The organism is Woeseia sp. D3-10 (genome assembly GCF_055809415.1).
Window position 1 is genome coordinate 1 of the sequence record NZ_JBVVTW010000010.1, and the last position, 19,222, is coordinate 19,222.

Consider the following 19,222-nt stretch of genomic DNA (forward strand, 5'->3'; position numbering starts at 1 on the left):
TAGCTCCAGTAGAGCTATAGTCAAAACTCAGTAACTCCGAAATTGGTCGGTTAAACCATTCGATGTTCATTAGCAAAATACCAATTAACGCAAAACCTCTTAGTAGGTCCATTATAACGATGCGTTCTTGTGTTTTTACCGGGGCGAGTTCTTGCGGTTGAAGAGGTTCATTGGTTGTCATTTCTGCGTTTCCATTCTTATACAACTGATACTTTTTATTGTGACGAAGAATAGCGCGATTAAGAAAACATACAATTTTTAATTGTTACAAACTGTTAGTCGCAAAGCGCAATCAAGTTTAAAGATTAGCAACTATTCCGCTAAGCAGTTTCGGCCGGCTTGTTTCGCTCTGTATAAAGCCTCATCCGCTTGCTTTAAGACTTGGTCAAAGTCTTTTAGTTGCCCTTCTCGCTCTGCAACACCAATACTGATTGTGACGTTTACAAACTTGGTTTTCGACTCTGACTTTTTACGAGAAGACTTGCCTTTCTTTTGATCTTCAGGGCGATCATCGTTTCGTATTGCCATCTGGTAGTTTGCAATGTCTTCGCGTACTTGCTCTAAAAAAGGAATAGCATAACTTACAGACTTATTGGGGAATATAATCGTGAATTCTTCGCCACCATATCGATAGGCCTTGCCACCGCCTTTAACATCATTAATTTTACTGGCGACCAATCGCAATACCTGATCACCAACATCATGACCATAAGTGTCGTTAAACTTCTTAAAGTGATCTACATCCATCATTGCTACCGTGTATCGCTTACCCAATGAAATAGATGATTGTAGTAGTGCTCTGCGCGCAGACAAACCGGTGAGCTCATCTGAGAATGCCATTTGATATGAGTCGGTAAGCACAGCATGAATGATAAGGACGCCAAATAAGCAATAGCTCACAATTGTTGTGTAATAAGTAAAGTCACCAAATTGGATCACAATAATGCCAAAAGCCAGCGCCCAAATGCTCGCGTTTAATTGACTCGGTTTCATTATTTGACGAGTTGCTAAAGTAAATAAACAAATAGCTGAAACAATAAACTCTATTTGAAAATAAGGTGATATTTTTGAATCAGCTGACAGTGTAATGACTTGTGAGGATAAGATTTCATTAACCGTTATTGAGTGATTAAATTTGTAATTGATAAATACCAAGGCAAACAAAACTAAAACTCGAGTTAGACCATGACGCCCCCAAACCATTTTATTTTGATCAAAACTAAAGGCCATGAGCACAAATAGTTGTGAGATAAAAAACAAGCTAGGATGAAAAGAGAAATAGTCGATGTTCTCGACCTTACCGCTGTTAGCCCATGCTAATGCTAGGAACAGCACTATGTAGATAACTCGGGTTTGATTAAATCTTAATGCAAGAATAATAGTCGCGGCGAACAACAATAGTGGTGTCTGTAAGATGAGGTCTTGCCAAGGTGTAAGGTTTGCAAAACCCGTTTCGACAGCGGTTATAACACCAATAAATAAAAGTGTTGGAAACGCGATAGCGCGGAAAAATGCTTGTAGAGAATACGACAATTTTAGACCCTATTATTATTGTTCTTCTTAGTTTTATAGTGCGGTATTTTTTTGTTTTTTGTTTTAGCTAATGCTTTGGTATTTCATCACCGTTAAGCTGAAGAAACCCAAGCTCCTAATACCGCAGGCTTAGACGTACCAGTAATTGTCGGCAGTGTAGCTGGCACATTTTCAACCCTACATTTTGCCAACCAAGCAAAAGCCATCGCTTCCATGTTATCAGGGCAAATGCCGAACTTCGCGGTGCTACACACTTTAACATTAGGCAATGCAACGGCTAATCTAGCCATTAAAAGTTGATTATGCACCCCTCCCCCGCAGACTGCCAGCACTTTTGTTTTGGCTAATTGCTTTATTGCTAGTGCAACGCTTTCTACCGTTAACTGAACCAGTGTTGCTTGAATATCTTGAGGCTCAAGGACTGCATTACGTTTTAAAAACACCGATAATTTAGCGTCTAACCAAGACTCGTTAAAATATTCTTTACCTGTACTTTTTGGATATGGTTGACGAAAATAGTCATCGTCTAATAAGCAACTAAGTAACGCTGTATTTACAGTGCCAGTGCTAGCCCAGTGACCGTCTTTATCATAAGCAAGGTTTTGATGCTTTTGTATCCAAAAGTCTAACAAGGTATTGGCAGGCCCCGTATCAAAACCAATTATATTGTCTTTTGACGCCCACTTTGTCACATTGGCAATACCGCCTAAATTCAGAACCGCGATTTCTAGTTCGGTATTTTTAAACACTGAATAATGAAACATTGGAACTAAAGGCGCTCCCTGACCGCCAAGCGCAACATCTTTGCTTCGGAAATCATAAACGACATCCGTATTTAGCCTTGCAGCAATCTTGTGACCGTCCACTAATTGCCACGTAAATGGCATAGTTAAATTAGGCTCATGAGAAATCGTCACCCCGTGTATACCAATAGCTTTTATATTACTGCGAACCGTTTTTACTGAGGGTGTGGCAAGAAATAAGTTTAAAGCGGTAATAACACAATTAGTGTAAGACTGTTCTAGCGTTTTAATTGCTACTAAAGATTCAATTTGAGCATTCGGTAAGCTTATATCTGATAAGTCTCTTTTCAACATATCAGGTAACCGAACCGAATCACTGGCAATTAATATAGGTGTTTCGGCAAACTCAACTAGCGCAATATCAATTGCATCTAAACTGGTGCCAGTCATTATACCAATATAATAGTCTGACACTGAGTTCGCCTTTTAACGCATGGCTAATAGAAGGTTTTTATTATGCTGTAACATATCCATACGCGACTCTGCTAATGCTAAGAAGCGTTGCTTTTCATCTTTTGATATTGGATTTGCCTTTGGCAGCGAGACAGTTCTAGGGTTGCGATGAACGCCATTAACCAGAAATTCATAATGTAAGTGAGGACCAGCGGCTAAACCCGTTGCGCCCACTAAGCCAATAACTTGGCCTTGCTTAACTTTTGCGCCCTTGCGAACTTTTCTTTTCGAGAAATGAATATACTTTGTGGTAATACCGCCGCCATGTTCAACAAAAACATGATGGCCGTTAAATCTGTCGTATCCTGACTTTATTACTTTTCCATCACCCGCAGCAAAAACAGGTGTACCTGTACTCGCGGCATAATCTACTCCGCGATGTGCTTTATATCGTTTTTGAACTGGGTGATATCTGCGATTACTAAAGCTGGAGCTGATATATTTGAAACTCACTGGCGCACGTAAAAACGTTTTTTGCATGCTATCGCCCGTTGGCGTGTAATAGCGTCCATCTGAGTAACGAACTGCGCTAAAGTCATCATCTTGGTTGGTAAACTCGGCTGCAAGTATTTCTCCATACCCGGCAAACTCACCATCGATAAAAATCTGTTCGACGAGCGCTGAGAAATGGTCGCCCTCACGAATGTCTAATGCAAAATCGACATCCCATTGAAATATATTGGCTAAGTTCATTATAAGCTTATCGTTTAAGCCTGCCATGACGCCCGCGTTCCAGAAATTACTATTAATGGTGCCTTCGAAGTATTTTTCTGTTACTACTGTTTCTTTTTGTTCTAATTCTGTTTCAAATTTGCCATCGTCTAGTCGTTTTGCCACTAAGGTCTCGACCGCTTGGGTCGCGTATTGAAGCTCAATAAGATCGTTATTTTCGTCAAAGGTAAATGTCAAATATTTGCCAGGTATTAGTCTGGTAAATTGTTGAGATAGCTTGCCCGAACGAGTGATCTGTAACATGGTTTTTTGTGGTACGTTTTGACGCTGAAATATTGTAGCGAGCGAGTCGCCACTTTTGATACGTACTTGTTTAGTCGATGTATTTGCTTGGCTGTAATGAGACGCTGCTTTTATTTCTAGAGGTAAAGGGTACTCTTGACCAACGGCTAACTCTTGATAATCAGCAGCAACATGGATGACATCTTTTGACGCTTCTGCAGATTCAGATGGTAATAAAAGTAAAACAAACAACAAACCCAACGCACCTAACAGGGCATATCTGTGTTGTTTCGGAAAACTGTCTATAAACTCTCTCATTACCTACTTCTCGCAATAAAAGTCACTCGGAACATAATAATCTCTCAATTTGAGCCCTGAGAATAGCATTCAAAAATGCGGAAGCCAACTTTTTAGGGTTGGCTTCAATCTTCACTGTCTAAAATAAGACACTAAATGTCTAGACTCAGTTTCTTCTGCTATGACGTTTAATAAAGCCACCAGCTCGACGTTGTTGAGACAATGTCATGGCTTTCTGTTTTTTGTCTTCAAATGGGTTATCGCCCTCTCTGAATTCAATTTTTATTGGCGTACCCATTACATCCAAAGCCTTACGATAGTAGTTCATTAGGTAACGCTTGTAAGAGTCTGGCAATTCGTCAACCTGATTACCGTGAATTACGATACGAGGAGGGTTATAACCACCAGCATGGGCGTATTTAAGTTTTATTCTACGACCACGAATCATAGGCGGCTGATGATCATCTTGAGCCATTTTCATGATACGAGTTACCATAGAGGTTGAAATACGCTTGGTTGCTGACTGATAGGCTTCAACGATAGACTCGTATAAATGACCAACACCAGTGCCGTGTAATGCAGAAATAAAATGCAAACGAGCGAAATCAATAAAGCCTAAACGACGATCTAATTCTCTCTTAACGTCATCTTTTACACCTTGGTCAAGCCCGTCCCATTTGTTAACCGCGATAACAATTGAGCGACCCGCATTCAAAGCAAACCCAAGCAGACTTAGGTCTTGGTCAGAAATGCCTTCTCGAGCATCCAACAATAAAAGTACCACGTTGGCATCTTCGATAGCTTGAAGGGTTTTAACAACTGAGAACTTCTCGATAGACTGCTTAATTCGACCACGACGTCGAACTCCAGCTGTATCAATAATAATGAAGTCTTCATCGTTGCGTGTCATTGGGATATAAACTGAGTCTCTAGTTGTACCCGGCATGTCATAAACTACAACGCGCTCTTCACCTAACATACGATTAGTTAGTGTAGACTTACCTACGTTAGGTCGACCAATAATTGCAAACTTTATTGGTAAATCTTCAAAAGGGACCGCCTCTTCATCACTCTTTTCATCATGTTCATGATCAAGTGCTAAATCTTCAAGGGATTGTAACTTCTTAACGTTTTGCTCTGCATCACCGTCGGTGTCAGCGTGTTCATCACCCAAGCTTTCTAACAAACGTTCAGCTTCAGCCAATTCATCCATTGCAGCTTCATATTCGGCAGTTAGACGTTCTACAACCGGCATTAGTGAATGATCCAACAACTGACTTATACCACGACCTTGAGATGCGGCTATTTGGTGAACATCACCCAGTGCTAAAGAGTAAAACTCAGCACTATAAGAGTCACCGTCAATACCATCGACTTTGTTTGCAACAACAAACGTCGGTTTGTCTTTTTTACGTAAATGCAGTGCAATAGCTTCATCAGCGGCCGTTAGACCTGCTCTAGCATCAACTAAAAACAAAATGACATCTGCTTCATCAATCGCGAGTAACGATTGCTCAGCCATTTCCACATCAATCCCTTCTTCCGTTCCATCAATACCTCCTGTATCTACAACAATAAAGTTGTTTTCGTCATGACTGGCTTGTCCATAACGACGGTCACGTGTAAGTCCAGGAAAGTCCGCCACTAACGCATCGCGCGTCTTAGTTAAGCGATTAAACAGGGTTGACTTTCCAACATTAGGACGACCAACTAGAGCCACTACAGGTAGCATGAATTCACCTCAAAAGTTTGATTTAGCAAAAAACCAATAAATAATAAAAACGAAAAAGGCTTCGTACCCAATATGGACTACAAAGCCTATTAAAAATGTCTAACTATTACGGTAGACGTAAAGCGGTCAGTTCGCCATCTCGAGTTTGTATATATAACAACTCATTTGACGCAACCGGAGCTGTATACGCGCGACGGTCTTCACTCGTAAACCAGCTTGCAAACCAATGGAATGCTGAATAGTCGTAGTCATCTAGCTTGTAGCGTGAAATTTCAACGCCTGATGACTTGTCTAAAAAGTGAAAATAACCTTCAAAATCACCCACTACAATCGTATCTTTATATACGACTGGCTGTGTTAAGCGACGATTATAAAAGTCGTTGTTTGTCCACTTCTCAGTGCCTGTCGCAGCATCTACTGCGGTTACAAACCCTTTTGCGTCAGTTAAGTAAATAACACCAGCATCTAACGTCAGGTTACGATACGACGAGTACTCACGCTTCCAATTAATACGGCCAGACTGAATATCAACCGAAGCTAAGTTACCATTGTAAGCGATCATATAAACTTCGCTGCCAACGACAATAGGCTTACTATCAACATCAATCAAACGTTCTAGTTCTGTTGTACCCTTTACTACGGCTATTTGTGCATCCCAAGCAAGTAGACCTTGCTCTAATAACAATACTTGTAGCTTACCGGTCGCAGTACCGACTAGCACGCCACCACTTGCTATTGTAGGCGAAGAGGTGCCGCGCAATGTTAACGTTGGAACTGTCGTTTCAGACTGCCAACGTTGCTCGCCTGTATCAGGATGCAATACAACAATATGTCCAGATGTTGTCGATGCAGCTATCCAACCATCACCAGCATCAGGTGCAGCAACTACTTCACCTGGTACTTTTTGACGCCAAAGTAGTTTACCATCGGCCTGCGAAAGCGCGATTATCTCACCATTTTCTGAGCCAATATAAATATTTTTATATGCTGCCGTAATACCACCGCTTAACTTGTCAGTTTCATTGTCATCCAACAATACTTTATCAAGCAAAGAAGGCGCATTAATACGCGTGTCAGTTTCCCAAACGGTCTCGCCGGTCAGCTTGTTGTAAGCTATTACTTCACCTTTCCTGCTTGCAGCAAAGATTACATCACCAACTATGGCTGGTTGAAGGTTAGAAAAATAATTATCGACACCAGAACCCGCTTGCTCTCGCCATTCAACATCAACATGTCTTGTGATGTTAATTGGTTTTAACTCGGCAATGCGTGTTGCTTCATTTTCTTCTGTTGTCTCACAACCCATCAGCATTGATGCACTTAGAGAAGCTAACAACGCGAGCTTTATACCACTCGTTTTAACACTTTTTAACAGCATATTGTCTGCCTTTTAGCTAGCAACGTTTGTTGACAATGCCAAATCTTGAAGCTTCATCTTTAAAATCGCATTTCCATCCAAGCCACCTTTATCCGCAGCCGTTTGATAAGCTTGACGAGCTTCAGTGTTTTTACCTTGTGCAAGGAGTGCATCACCTTTAATTTCCGCTACGCGAGCTTCATATGCTGGTTCTGTGATTGATGCTAATGTAGCGATGGCTACATCGTACTTTTCTAAAGCGATTTGTACTCGAGCCAAACGAATATCAACCAAACCTTTAAGGCTTACTTCAGACGTTTCTTTTGACGCTGCAAGTAATCTAGTTTCTGCTGTTGCAAGTTGCCCTGCTTCTACAGCCTTTTTAGCGGCAAGCAGATTAGCGAAAATCGCATAACCGGTTTCGCCATGAGCTTTAACAAAGCTATCCAGTTCCGCGTCAACCAACTCTGATTTGGTCGTTTCTGCACCAGCTACTTTTATAAATTCTTCAAATTGCATTGAAGCATTTTCTTGAGCTTCAATTTTACCGTCGACATACATATTCCAGCCGGTAAAACCAGCTAAACCCAATGCTGCGCCTACAAGTATTTGTACGCCATTCTCTTTAAAAAACGACTTGATTGCTTCTTCTTGTTGTTCTTCTGTTGAGTAAATTTCCATTACAACCTCATATTTTGCACTGCATCACGCACTAGGCGTAGATATCAATTTTGTCCTACCAACTCTTGAACTTGGTTGGCTACGTCGCTCCAGCTTACTGTTTGTTGTTCACCCTGTACAACTAGGTTTTTAACAGTAACCTGCTCATTATTTATTTCGTCTTCCCCTAGAATCAGGGCGACTTTAGCGCCTAATTTGTCAGCACGCTTCATTTGTTTTTTAAAGTTGCCACCACCACAGTGGTTCACAACACGTAAACTAGGGGCAGAATGTCGTAATTGCTCGGCAATTTCAACCGCTTTTAATTCTGCGTTTAAGCCCTGAGCTACGATGTAGACATCGGCACTTGATGTTGGTTCAACTAAAATACCTAATGTTTGCAATAAAAGCACCAAACGCTCAATACCCATTGCAAAACCAACTGCAGGTGTAGATTTACCACCTAACTGCTCGACCAACCCGTCGTAACGGCCACCAGCAAGCACGGTTCCTTGTGAACCTAAACTCTCAGTAACCCACTCGAATACAGTTCGATTGTAATAGTCTAAACCACGAACAAGGCGCTCATTTACAACGTATTCAATGCCAGCGGCATCCAATCTTGCCTTTAACTCACTGAACATTTCTGCTGATTCTTCATCTAAATGCTCAGACAAACGAGGTGCATCTTTAAGCACTTCTTGCACATCCGCGTTTTTACTATCTAGTATTCTTAGCGGATTAGTACCTAAACGTCGTTTAGAATCCTCATCTAACTTATCTTCATGTTTCTTCAAGAACTCGACTAATGCTGCGGTATATTGTTGACGCGCTTCACTTGTTCCTAGCGAATTGATTTCAAGCTTCAAATGTTCAGTTATGCCAAACGCTTTCCACAATCGAGCAGACAACATGATGACTTCGGCATCCATATCCGCGCCAGCAAACCCATAAGACTCAACACCAAACTGATGAAATTGGCGATAGCGCCCTTTTTGAGGACGTTCATGACGAAACATCGGGCCCGTATACCAAAGGCGTTGCTGTTGGTTATATAGCAATGCGCCCTGATTTGCAGCACGAACACACACAGCAGTACCTTCTGGACGTAAACTTAGTGAGTCGCCGTTTCGATCGTCAAATGTATACATCTCTTTTTCAACGATATCAGTAACTTCACCAACAGAACGCTTAAACAAGTCCGTAAATTCAACAATTGGAAAGCGGATCTCTGAATAACCATAACTGGCTACAGTTTGGCGTAATACAGCTTCAACTTGCTGCCACTGAGCGGTTTCAATCGGCAGAATATCATTCATGCCTCGAATGGCTTGGATCGGTTTTGACACGACTAGAAAAACCCTTAGATAAAAAATAGTGCCGTATTATATGCGCTTTGTCGCCTAAGGTAAATTGCCGTTGTAAATGAATACTAATTAACGATTAAGTTTTTGTATATTTTTATAGTAATTAATTAGGGCTGATTGGTACTTTTTCTGTTAAATTGTACTGATTAAAAACTACCAAACTCGTAATCATAAGATGTTAAAAGAATTTTTAGTTAGCGATCTCAAGTGCAATATGTTCATTGCCGAAGTAACTGAACAAACGGGACGCTTTTCCGTTAAGTCTGGTGGGTTTGTTAGAAGCCAAAAGTCGATAGATAATCTCGCAGCGAAAGGTGTTTCTAAGGTTTTAGTTGACTTAGACAAAAGTGAACATGAAAAAGAACCTGAAGTTGCGCCTGTTAGCGCCGCAGTTCCTGTTGAAAAAGTTCGACCAAAGACATCGTTTAAAGATGAAATTGGTAAAGCAAAAAAACTATATAGCCAAGCTAAAACACTTCAACGTCAAGCTTTAAAAAACATGAAAGCCGGTCGACCTATCGATACCGGTGGTATGAAAGAAGTCGCTGATGGTTTTATTGATTCTATTTTTCGAAATCAAGACGCGCTGGCGTGTATGACAAGAATGCGTCAGAAAGATGATTATTTAATGGAGCACTCCATAAATGTATCTATCATCATGACGATATTTGCCAAGCATCTACAGATTGATGAAAAAACAATTCATGACTTAGCAACCGGCGCTCTTTTGCATGATTTAGGAAAAATAAATATTCCTGATGAAGTATTGCATAAACCGGGTCGTTTAACTGATGATGAAATGGTGATCATGCGTTCGCACGTAACATTAGGTTACGACATACTAAGAGAGTCTAGCGATTTATCACCGACCATTTTAGAGGTAGTTCGAGACCACCATGAGCGTTTAGATGGCTCAGGTTATCCAAATGGCAAAAATGAAAATGAATTAAGTCAGTTTGCTAAAATGATCAGTATCTGTGACACATACGATGCTATTACTGCCTCTCGTGTGTACCAAAATGCTCGAACACCCATTATGGCCTTTAAAATCCTACGAAAAGAAAGTGGTACTGGTTTCGACGCAAATTTAGTGGCTGAGTTTATAAATTGTATGGGCGTTCACCCAGTTGGCACATTAATTCAAACTAAAAGTAACAAACTTGGGATTGTAATAAAGTCAAACTTTGTTAACCCGTTATGTCCTGTTGTTAAAGTTTTTTACAGTTTGGCCAATAAAGGCTATATCCCGTCAAAAACAATTGATTTGGGCGCGCCGGGTGTAGAAGATGAAATTGCCCAAAGCGTAAAACCGGAAGATTACGGAATTGACATTAACCGTATCATGACTGAAATATTAGACTAACTTTAAAGCAAACAAGAGATAACCCATGAGTGACGGATTGCAGCGAATTCCAATTACAAGACTATTGCCGGGGCAATATGTGGTGGATATCTCTCAGCAAATTGGTCACATGAAAGTTGCTTCTTCTGGCTGGGTTCGAACGCAGCAGGAAATCAATGAGCTAATTGCTAAAGGCATTGTTAGCGTAACTATTGATACAACCCAAAATGCCAATCAAATAGAAGCAGATGACTTTAGTTTCCAAGATCAATTTGTGCGAGTGCCATTTAGTCAAGAAATTGAAAACGCCAAAGAGTCCGTAGAAAACTTAACCTCTGTTTTAGAAGAAAGCTTTGATTATATTCGCAATGAAAATTTGTTTGATGTGAACGCGCTTCACCTCGCTGCTATGGAATTCATTGCATCTATTTACAGAAACTCTGCGCCAGCACTAGCGCTTGTGCGTGTTAAACACTACAAAGATTTTCAAGTTGGCCATGCGCTGCGTTGCGCCGCTTATTATGCTGCAATGTTAAGAAAGATGAAGTGGCCAACTGACGTTGCGCAAAACTGGGTAATGGGTGCATTACTGCATGACATAGGAAAACTAACTATGTCTAAAAGCATTCAACAACCTAATGATAAAACGTTGACTAACAAGCAACGTGCCGAAAATGAATTTTTAGTCGTTGATCATGTCGAGAATGGTTTAGAGATTGCAATGTCGGTAGGCAGTTTAACCAAAGAAAGCATCGACGTAATTCGCCTACACCATGAAAAAATTGACGGCTCTGGATATCCAGCAGGTAAAAAGCTGACAGATATCAACGACGCTTTACGTATATTTAGCATTGTAAATGCCTTTGACAATCTAACTAGAGTTGGTATTAACGGCAAACCAATTGGTGTATTACAGGCATATCGAAAACTGATGACGCTAGATGGCGAGTTCGATAATGATATGTTGCAGCGATTTATTCAAAATATTGGAGTTTACCCACCTGGCACTTTGGTTAAGTTAAAAAGTGGCAAGGTTGGTTTAGTATTAGATAACGTAGGCAATCACTTAAGACCATTTGTTAAGGTAATTTATAATGAAAACCTTGGCCATCATGTAACCGCTAAAGTTTTTAACCTAGATACTAGCCGCAACGAAGAAATTGAAGGTTTATATTACGGTAACAAGCGCGGCATTTTCGCTGAGAATTATCTATAACAAACAGTCCCATCTACCATAAGTCAAAATACCGCTTTATTGGAATTTAGCGATAGTCCTCAAGTGCGACTTGGATAAAACGTCTGTCTCTGCTTTCCCACACGATTAAATCTTGTCTAATTTCAGCAACTCGTAAATAAGGCGTTAGTCGATCGCCTTCAAATAAAGTGATGTTGTTTATTCTTACCCAACGCTCATTCACATCTGAAGAATAAATGTGCATTTCGTATAATAGTTCCGGGATTAGCGCTTTATCACTCCTTTTAACTCTTTAATATCAACCAAACTAGAATCAACTTCGACCTGAATGCGATTGTTGTTACTAGTTTCACCTTTTAAACCTTTCTTATTTTCAGTATCGGTTTCTTCTAAGGCTAACGCAAACTTAGCTTGTAAGTCGCTGGAAACCTCATCTAGAGTCATGTTTGAACTGTTAATATCTGCAACATTAATTACGTCTTGAGGCTCATCTTCCAGGACGTTTTGCTCTATTGAGTCTGTTAAATTTTCACTCACTTTGGCGACATTCAAACTGTTTGTCGCTGGTTGCTTACTTTCTGCCGTACCATCATGTTTGACGTCGACATCGGTAGCATTAGCATTTGTTTGTTCAGAACTAGGCTGATCAGCCCCCTTGCCGTTAGCATTAACGCCAATTAACTCAGTTTGACTTCGCTCAGCTTCTAGAATGTGAGAACCCACCTTAATTTGCGAAGCGACCTTTTCCGTTCCTAATATGTACCCAGCCAATAAACCAATAATTAATAGTAAAAATGCGATGGCAAACCAAGCTAACCATGGGCGATTATTTTGATTGGCAAACCTAGGTTCTGGTATTTCTGAATACGCATATTGATTGCTGTAAGTAGCTGTGTGATTGGCCGAATTGCTGTAATTTTGATCTTGGCCTTGTTGATTTTGCTTACCTTGATCTTTTAACAACGCCTTATATAAAAAACTCACGCTCTTTTTCCCTTTAAAAATGACAGCCACGACCAGCGTTTACTTGTTTCATTTGCAATACCTAAAATTTCACTTGATGCCTGTTTTACTAGTTTTGCATCAACATAAAAGCGGTTACTTGCGTACGCCCCCATTAAGGCACGATCTGCTAATAAGTTTATCAGCCTAGGCGTTCCTTTTGAGTATCTAAACAAGGCACTAATCGCTTTTTTATCAAATAACGGACGACTAGCCCCCACTGACTGCAGTCGATGATTTACATATGCAGAGGTCTCTTGTTCAGTAAGTGGCAGCAAGTGATAACGTGCTGTTATTCGCTGGGCCAACTGGCGCAATTCACGTTGCGCTAATTTTTCTTGTAACTCAGGCTGTCCTATTAAAATTATCTGTAATAACTTCTTGTCGTTAGTTTCAATGTTGGTAAATAGGCGCAATTGTTCAAGAGCATCTACATCCAATAATTGAGCTTCATCTACTACAAGTAGACAACTTTCACCCTTCTCATGACTTGTCACCAAAAAGGCTTGTAATGCATCTGACAACTTTTTATGGTCAGAAGTTTCATCGAGTTGCAATTCAAAAGCGTCGCACACAGTCTGTAATAATTGAATTCGATTCAATGTTGGGTTGAGAATGTATGCTACATGTAATTCATCGGGTAAGTCAGACAGTACTGCGCGAGAGACCATCGTTTTACCTGTACCAACTTCTCCCGTCAACATAACAAAACCACCGTTACCACGTAACCCATACTGTAAGTAAGCAATCGCTTCTTGATGGCGCTGACTTGGGTACATCATATTTGGGTTTGGCGCTATATTAAACGGTTCTTGGTTTAACTGAAAATACTCTAGGTACATGAAACTTGCTCACAACTGGTGCGGTTTGATAAATATTTGAATTGAGCCAACCATACCGACCAACCTCGAAAAATCAACTACTTTCCACAAGGACTTTTTTTGTAATTCAGAATATACTTAATCTATAAAGCAGTATGCGGTGGGAGTAATTGTGCAAATATATCTAGTTGGTGGTGCTGTTCGTGACGAGCTACTAAATTATCCCGTTAAAGATAACGATTATTTAGTAACAGGCGCGACAATCGAACAAATGCTTGATTCTGGTTATCAGCAAGTCGGAAAATCTTTTCCTGTTTTTTTACATCCTACTAACAAACAGGAATATGCCCTTGCTCGCACTGAAAAAAACAAGGCTCGGGTTACACAGGCTTTACCTGTGAATTTACACCAGACATCACGCTAGAGCAGGACTTACAACGTAGAGATTTAACCATAAACGCAATGGCTATGAGCGAGGATGGAACGATTCATGACCCGTATAACGGTCGGGTCGATCTGAACAACAAACTCCTTCGACATGTATCCGAAGCATTTGTCGAGGATCCGTTAAGAGTTCTCAAGTCGCCAGGTTTGCAGCAAGGTACCATCATCTTGGTTTTTCAGTGGCTCCAGAAACGCTGGCCCTAATGAAACAAATAGTGTCAAACGGCGAAGTTAACGCTTTAGTACCCGAGAGAGTGTGGCAAGAGACCGAGTCGGCGCTAAATGAACAGGACCCACAAGTCTATTTTGAAGTCTTACGAGAATGCGGTGCCTTGAAAGTTATTATGCCGGAGCTTGATATTTTATGGGGCGTTCCTAACCCTCCTAAATGGCATCCTGAAATTGACACTGGGATACATACCATGTTGGTAGTAAAACAAGCTCAACTGCTGTCAAATGACCTAGCCGTTCGTTTTGCTTGCTTATGTCACGACTTTGGCAAAGGCCTAACAAAACCAGAGGATTATCCACGACATCACGGCCATGAAAAATCCGGCATAGTACCGATTAAGGCCTTTTGTGAACGTCTTAGAGTGCCAAATGAACCACGCGATTTAGCCATATTACTTAGCGAATTTCATACACATACGCACCGCGCTTATGAATTAAAACCTGAAACATTGATAAAACTTTTTGACCGACTAGATGCGTGGCGAAAACCGATAAGGTTTGAGCAATTCCTAACTTGTTGTACAGCTGACATGCGAGGGCGCACAGGCTTCGAAAATGCAGAATATAAACAGACTGATTATTTAAGAAGTATGTTTGAAGTCGCTAATAGTGTCGCGATTAAAGATGTCATTGCGGCTGGTTTCAAAGGACCAGAAATAAAAGAAGAAGTTCGTCAGCGTCGAATTGAAGCTATTAGTCAAGCTAAATCAAAACTAGCCTAACGTAGGTGAACGAAGGCTAGTTTTTATGTGGGTTATTAACCGGGTTGAATTACCACCTCGAGTTAACAGCTACATTTTTCTAGTTTAGATAAAGAAAAATATTAGGATAGCACCAAGAAGTAATCGATAGATAACAAAAGGTAGCATGCCTATTTTCTCAACTAATATTAAGAAATAGTGGATACATGCGTAAGCTGATACAAAAGACAACAAGGTACCAAGGCCAATTGCTGCCCAATCAACAGGCATAGTTTGTTGAGCTAACTTAAGAGTTTGATAACCACCAGCAGCTAAAATAAGCGGTATAGATAATAAAAATAAAATCGCGCCGCAGCTTGACGAGTCAAGCCAACCATCAAGCCGGCCGTAATTGTTATCCCACTTCTTGAAGTCCCAGGGATTAACGCCAATACCTGAGCAAAACCGATAATAAGTACTTTTTTAACTGTGACTTGATATTCATCTGTATTTTGTTTTGCGGTTGCATCGGCGTACCATAGCAACAAGCCAAATATGATGGTCGTAGTGGCAATAACCGCAGAGCTTCGTAAGTTGCCTTCAATAAAGTCATCTAATGCAAAACCAATCAAACCTGCCGGTATTACACCAAGAATGATGAGCCAAGCTAAATTGCTTTCTTCGTCTTTGTGCCCTGAAAAAGACTTTACCCAACTAACAGTCATGGCTGATACTTCATTCCTAAAATAAAGTACAACTGCAAATAAACTACCAGCATGAACGGCAACATCAAATGCGAGTCCTTGGTCATCCCAACCAAACATTTGTGACGGCAAGATTAAATGCGCTGAACTGGATATCGGCAAGAACTCAGTTAACCCTTGTAAGATTGCCAATACGATAATCTCAATCAAACCCATTCTTTTATATCCTTGTTATTCTTTGATAAATCCAATAATTATTTATTTCGCATACTGGCTAGAGTCACGCTCTATTATTACGCCAACACTTTTTGTACTGGCAACCGCGCCAAGCTTTCTTAATGTAATCTTTACACTATTGACTGAGTAGTGTGTCAGAATTTGCTCTGCCACTTTCTCGGCAACCGTTTCAATTGACTCGGCTCGATTGTCCTTTGGCCAATCGAACAATATCTTCAGCAACAACGGCATAATCCACTGTTTTCGACAAATCATCGACTTTGGCGGCCGCGCTAATATCCGTCCTGATTTCAACATCAAACTGAAGCGTTTGTTGAATGCTTTTTTCCCACTCATACACACCAATGACGGTATCTACTTTTAGCGCTTCTATAAAAACGATGTCTTGAATCATGTTTTGCCCTGATATTGTTAATATTTCGCGTTCATGGTTTGAAGTCCGGCGATTGCTCAGATACCATGCAATTTGTTCGAAAATAATTCGAGCGCGAATTCTAGCGTATATTCATCTGTTGAGGAACTGATGTCTTTTGACTTTTTCATAACAATTGTTGTTGCCTACCTGATCGGTTTGATTAATTTTGCGATTTTAATCAGCCGGACTAAAGACTTGCCTGATCCTCGAACACAAGGTTCGAACAACCCCGGTGCTACAAATATATATCGTATCGCAGGCCGTTCTACGGCTTTAAAAGTGCTTGGGTTAGATATATTAAAAGGTATTGTGCCAACTTGGGGAAGTTACGGTCACCGCTTATCACCTATGGAAATTGGTTTTACCGCGATTGCTTGCTGTTTAGGTCACATGTTTCCAGTATTTTTCAAATTCAAAGGCGGCAAGGCTGTTGCTACCGCATTAGGATGCTTACTACCCGTTGGAATTAGTTTAGGTGCGGTTTTACTTTTGGCCTGGATCGCTGTCTTCAAATTAACAGGTTATTCGTCGCTCGCTGCTATTGTATCTGTTGGCGTCTCTCCAATAACAACTTATTTTATCGCCCCAAAATACACACTGCCTGTAACTATGCTGGCAATATTTATTATTTTGAGGCACATCCCGAATATTTTACGCTTAATTAAAGGTGAAGAGCCTAAATCAAAGCAGAGGTTGTAATTCTTCAATCGACCAGCGTGGTTTCGCTTTTACTTTTAAGTCAGTAGTCCCTTGATGAAGCCTTTGAGCCCCCGCGTAAGCAATCATAGCGCCATTATCAGTACAGAACTCTGGACGAGGATAAAATACAGAACCACCTTGCTTTTTCATCAACACTTCAAGCTTTTCACGTAACTCTGTGTTGGCACTCACGCCACCGGCAATTACCAGCGTTTTATGTCCGGTTTGCTCCATCGCCCTACGGCATTTTATTGCAATTGTATCTACAACCGCTTGCTGAAACGCATGAGCAATATCGGCTTTTGTTTGCTCTACATTTGCAGGGGCATCTACTTGACTAGATTGACCGCCCGCTAAATGAATGCCCTCTTTTCGAATCGCATTTGCGGCTGCGGTTTTTAGGCCACTAAAACTAAAATCCAAACCAGGTCGATCAGTCATAGGTCGTGGAAACTTAAAACGTCCTGGCTCACCATTTAACGCTAATTTAGCCAACATTGGGCCACCTGATAATCCAGCCCAAGAAGCTTCGCCGTTTTATCAAAGGCTTCTCCGGCGGCATCATCAATTGACTCACCAAGAATTTGGTACTCACCAATCCCTTTTACTTCAACAATTTGTGTGTGCCCGCCCGATACTAATAAAGCAACGAACGGGAACTCAGGTTGTTTATCTTCTAACATCGGCGCTAACAAATGACCTTCCATATGATGCACCTCAATCGCTGGTACACCCCACGCGAATGCCAAAGACTTTGCTATACAGGCTCCAACCATAAGCGCACCAACTAGACCTGGGCCCGCTGTATATGCAATACCGTTTATATCCGACTTATTTAAACCATGCTTAATCATTAACGCTTTTATAATTGGAATCGTTTTACGGAAATCATCCCTTGAGATGCTAGCTTCCTGACAATACCACCCGTAATCCGCATGAATATCTTTATTTGGCTATACACTTCGTGACCAATAAGGCCTTGTTCTGTATCGTATAAAGCGACACCAGTTTCGTCACAAGAAGACTCTATAGCTAATATTAACATTCTAAATTTCCACAGCGATTGATAAATAACGACGGCATTCTACCCAACCTCCATTAAATGCTCCAGAGAATTAATCTATTCACGTTTAAATAAAGACTTTACTTTGCCAGTAATTTGGCTATAGAATACGGCACCATTTTTATTAGTCTTGGTTAAATAGATAACCATTAATACACAAATACTGAGGTGAATTTTTAAATGCCAGTAATTAAAGTAAAAGAGAACGAACCGTTTGACGTAGCTCTTCGTTGTTTCAAGCGTTCATGTGAAAAAGCAGGTATCCTTTCTGACACGTCGTCGTGAGCACTTCGAAAAGCCAACTTGGGCACGTAAGCGTAAGAAAGCTGCGGCTGTTAAGCGTCACTTGAAAAAGCGTCTCGCGAATGCTTGTCGTATCAAAAGTTTACTAATATTGGTTTAATCTCTTTTCGTAAGGAAGCAAATGAGCTTAGTTACCACGCTTAAAGATGCACAAAAAGATGCAATGCTAACAAGGATAAAGAACGCCTTGGTGCAATTCGCATGGTTTTAGCAGCCGTAAAGCAAAAAGAGATTGACGAAAGAATTGAACTGGATGATGAGCAAGTTATCGCTATCTTAACCAAAATGGTTAAACAGCGCCGTGATTCCCAATCACAATTTGAACAAGCAGATCGTCCAGAGTTAGCAGCAAAAGAAGCGGCTGAAATTAAAGTTATTGAAGCCTTCATGCCTCAGCCATTGTCTGAGGAAGAAGTGTCATCACTTATCGCGAATGCTATTGAACTGACCTCCGCGTCAGGTATGCAGGATATGGGCAAAGTAATGGCAGAGTTGAAACCGACTTTAACTGGTCGTGCTGACATGGGAAGGTCAGTGGCCTTGTGAGAACTCATTTAAATAAGTAATCACAGCTTTTATTGCTAAAGAAAACCACAAATTTTTATTTGTGGTTTTTTTATGCCTAACGTTAATTTATATACTTTGTAAGGCAAGCTCGTGTGCTGCTTGGTGACACTCGAAATATGCAATAGCCTTATTGCAGTACAGTAAAACATTGAAGTTCTAACTTTTCATTTTCTTAAATTCACTTTTCTGCAATAATTCACATCCACTTTATTTATATAAATGAGAGCACTTTGGCAGGACGAATTCCAAAAGGTTTTATTGATGACGTTGTAGCTCGCACAGATATTGTTGAACTAATAGATGCGAGAGTCCCACTGAAAAAAGCTGGAAAAACTATCAAGCCTGTTGTCCTTTTCATAGGTG

15 protein-coding genes and 7 pseudogenes are annotated in these 19,222 nt (G+C 40.6%); 7 read left to right on the forward strand and 15 right to left on the reverse strand.

Annotation, left to right across the window (positions count from 1 at the left end; genetic code table 11):
• The 8 genes and pseudogenes from AC0L8N_RS18950 to hisS all read right to left on the reverse strand — a co-directional run.
• Nucleotides 1-181 (reverse strand): annotated as a pseudogene (locus tag AC0L8N_RS18950) (hypothetical protein); the annotation flags it as partial.
• Nucleotides 182-312: 131 nt separating this feature from the next.
• The gene (locus tag AC0L8N_RS18955) at nucleotides 313-1,533 is read right to left on the reverse strand and encodes a GGDEF domain-containing protein (protein WP_472673949.1); all 1,221 of its coding nucleotides are present in this window, start codon (nucleotides 1,531-1,533) and stop codon (nucleotides 313-315) included.
• Nucleotides 1,534-1,625: 92 nt separating this feature from the next.
• Nucleotides 1,626-2,750 carry an anhydro-N-acetylmuramic acid kinase gene (locus AC0L8N_RS18960; protein ID WP_472673950.1) on the reverse strand — a complete coding sequence of 375 codons (1,125 nt, stop codon included), beginning with the start codon at nucleotides 2,748-2,750 and terminating at the stop codon, nucleotides 1,626-1,628.
• Nucleotides 2,751-2,762: 12 nt separating this feature from the next.
• On the reverse strand, nucleotides 2,763-4,061 hold the full coding sequence (locus AC0L8N_RS18965; protein ID WP_472673951.1) for a peptidoglycan DD-metalloendopeptidase family protein: 1,299 nt from the start codon (nucleotides 4,059-4,061) through the stop codon (nucleotides 2,763-2,765).
• Nucleotides 4,062-4,206: 145 nt separating this feature from the next.
• Complete coding sequence (gene der, locus AC0L8N_RS18970; protein ID WP_472673952.1) at nucleotides 4,207-5,772, reverse strand: ribosome biogenesis GTPase Der; 1,566 nt, start codon at nucleotides 5,770-5,772, stop codon at nucleotides 4,207-4,209.
• A gap of 106 nt (nucleotides 5,773-5,878) precedes the next feature.
• Entirely contained in the window at nucleotides 5,879-7,150 is a 1,272-nt protein-coding gene (gene bamB, locus AC0L8N_RS18975) for an outer membrane protein assembly factor BamB (protein WP_472673953.1), read from the reverse strand.
• 12 nt (nucleotides 7,151-7,162) lie between these two features.
• A complete protein-coding gene (locus AC0L8N_RS18980; protein ID WP_472673954.1) occupies nucleotides 7,163-7,810 on the reverse strand; it encodes a YfgM family protein in 648 nt (215 codons plus the stop codon).
• 44 nt (nucleotides 7,811-7,854) lie between these two features.
• Entirely contained in the window at nucleotides 7,855-9,138 is a 1,284-nt protein-coding gene (gene hisS / locus AC0L8N_RS18985) for a histidine--tRNA ligase (protein WP_472673955.1), read from the reverse strand.
• Between the two features lie 193 nt (nucleotides 9,139-9,331).
• Here hisS and AC0L8N_RS18990 point away from each other — a divergent pair, with 193 nt between their 5' ends.
• Both AC0L8N_RS18990 and AC0L8N_RS18995 read left to right on the forward strand, forming a co-directional pair.
• Nucleotides 9,332-10,519 carry an HD-GYP domain-containing protein gene (locus tag AC0L8N_RS18990; RefSeq protein ID WP_472673956.1) on the forward strand — a complete coding sequence of 396 codons (1,188 nt, stop codon included), beginning with the start codon at nucleotides 9,332-9,334 and terminating at the stop codon, nucleotides 10,517-10,519.
• 25 nt (nucleotides 10,520-10,544) lie between these two features.
• Nucleotides 10,545-11,714: an HD-GYP domain-containing protein gene (locus AC0L8N_RS18995; RefSeq protein ID WP_472673957.1), complete on the forward strand. Its 1,170-nt coding sequence runs from the start codon at nucleotides 10,545-10,547 to the stop codon at nucleotides 11,712-11,714.
• A gap of 46 nt (nucleotides 11,715-11,760) precedes the next feature.
• On the opposite strand, the gene AC0L8N_RS19000 is transcribed toward AC0L8N_RS18995, so the two are convergent.
• From AC0L8N_RS19000 to AC0L8N_RS19010, 3 genes are read right to left on the reverse strand one after another with little or no spacing between them, the layout of a single operon-like run.
• Nucleotides 11,761-11,958, reverse strand: a complete 198-nt coding sequence (locus tag AC0L8N_RS19000) for a general secretion pathway protein GspB (protein WP_473670303.1) — start codon at nucleotides 11,956-11,958, stop codon at nucleotides 11,761-11,763.
• On the reverse strand, nucleotides 11,958-12,677 hold the full coding sequence (locus AC0L8N_RS19005; RefSeq protein ID WP_473670295.1) for a hypothetical protein: 720 nt from the start codon (nucleotides 12,675-12,677) through the stop codon (nucleotides 11,958-11,960). The genes AC0L8N_RS19000 and AC0L8N_RS19005 overlap by 1 nt, the downstream gene beginning before the upstream one ends.
• Complete coding sequence (locus AC0L8N_RS19010; protein ID WP_472673959.1) at nucleotides 12,674-13,537, reverse strand: ExeA family protein; 864 nt, start codon at nucleotides 13,535-13,537, stop codon at nucleotides 12,674-12,676. Before AC0L8N_RS19010 ends, AC0L8N_RS19005 begins: the two co-directional genes overlap by 4 nt.
• Nucleotides 13,538-13,688: 151 nt before the next feature.
• Between AC0L8N_RS19010 and AC0L8N_RS19015 the strand changes: the two are divergent.
• Nucleotides 13,689-14,913 (forward strand): annotated as a pseudogene (locus tag AC0L8N_RS19015) (multifunctional CCA addition/repair protein).
• Between the two features lie 84 nt (nucleotides 14,914-14,997).
• Here the strand turns inward: AC0L8N_RS19015 and AC0L8N_RS19020 are convergent.
• The 3 genes and pseudogenes from AC0L8N_RS19020 to AC0L8N_RS19030 form a co-directional block, all read right to left on the reverse strand.
• Nucleotides 14,998-15,791: pseudogene (locus AC0L8N_RS19020) on the reverse strand (undecaprenyl-diphosphate phosphatase).
• A 42-nt stretch (nucleotides 15,792-15,833) separates the two neighbouring features.
• A complete protein-coding gene (locus tag AC0L8N_RS19025) occupies nucleotides 15,834-16,067 on the reverse strand; it encodes a dihydroneopterin aldolase (protein WP_473670297.1) in 234 nt (77 codons plus the stop codon).
• Nucleotides 15,982-16,206, reverse strand: a complete 225-nt coding sequence (locus AC0L8N_RS19030) for a dihydroneopterin aldolase (protein ID WP_473670299.1) — start codon at nucleotides 16,204-16,206, stop codon at nucleotides 15,982-15,984. The genes AC0L8N_RS19025 and AC0L8N_RS19030 overlap by 86 nt, the downstream gene beginning before the upstream one ends.
• A 129-nt stretch (nucleotides 16,207-16,335) precedes the next feature.
• Here AC0L8N_RS19030 and plsY point away from each other — a divergent pair, with 129 nt between their 5' ends.
• On the forward strand, nucleotides 16,336-16,926 hold the full coding sequence (gene plsY / locus AC0L8N_RS19035; protein ID WP_473670301.1) for a glycerol-3-phosphate 1-O-acyltransferase PlsY: 591 nt from the start codon (nucleotides 16,336-16,338) through the stop codon (nucleotides 16,924-16,926).
• Here plsY and tsaD read toward each other — a convergent pair.
• Nucleotides 16,909-17,971 (reverse strand): annotated as a pseudogene (gene tsaD / locus AC0L8N_RS19040) (tRNA (adenosine(37)-N6)-threonylcarbamoyltransferase complex transferase subunit TsaD). The gene plsY and the pseudogene tsaD sit on opposite strands and share 18 nt — an antisense overlap.
• 198 nt (nucleotides 17,972-18,169) lie before the next feature.
• Here tsaD and rpsU point away from each other — a divergent pair.
• From rpsU to AC0L8N_RS19055, 3 pseudogenes are all read left to right on the forward strand, one after another.
• Nucleotides 18,170-18,392: pseudogene (gene rpsU / locus AC0L8N_RS19045) on the forward strand (30S ribosomal protein S21).
• Between the two features lie 21 nt (nucleotides 18,393-18,413).
• A pseudogene (locus AC0L8N_RS19050) lies at nucleotides 18,414-18,858 on the forward strand (GatB/YqeY domain-containing protein).
• A gap of 231 nt (nucleotides 18,859-19,089) precedes the next feature.
• Nucleotides 19,090-19,222: pseudogene (locus tag AC0L8N_RS19055) on the forward strand (CHC2 zinc finger domain-containing protein); the annotation flags it as partial.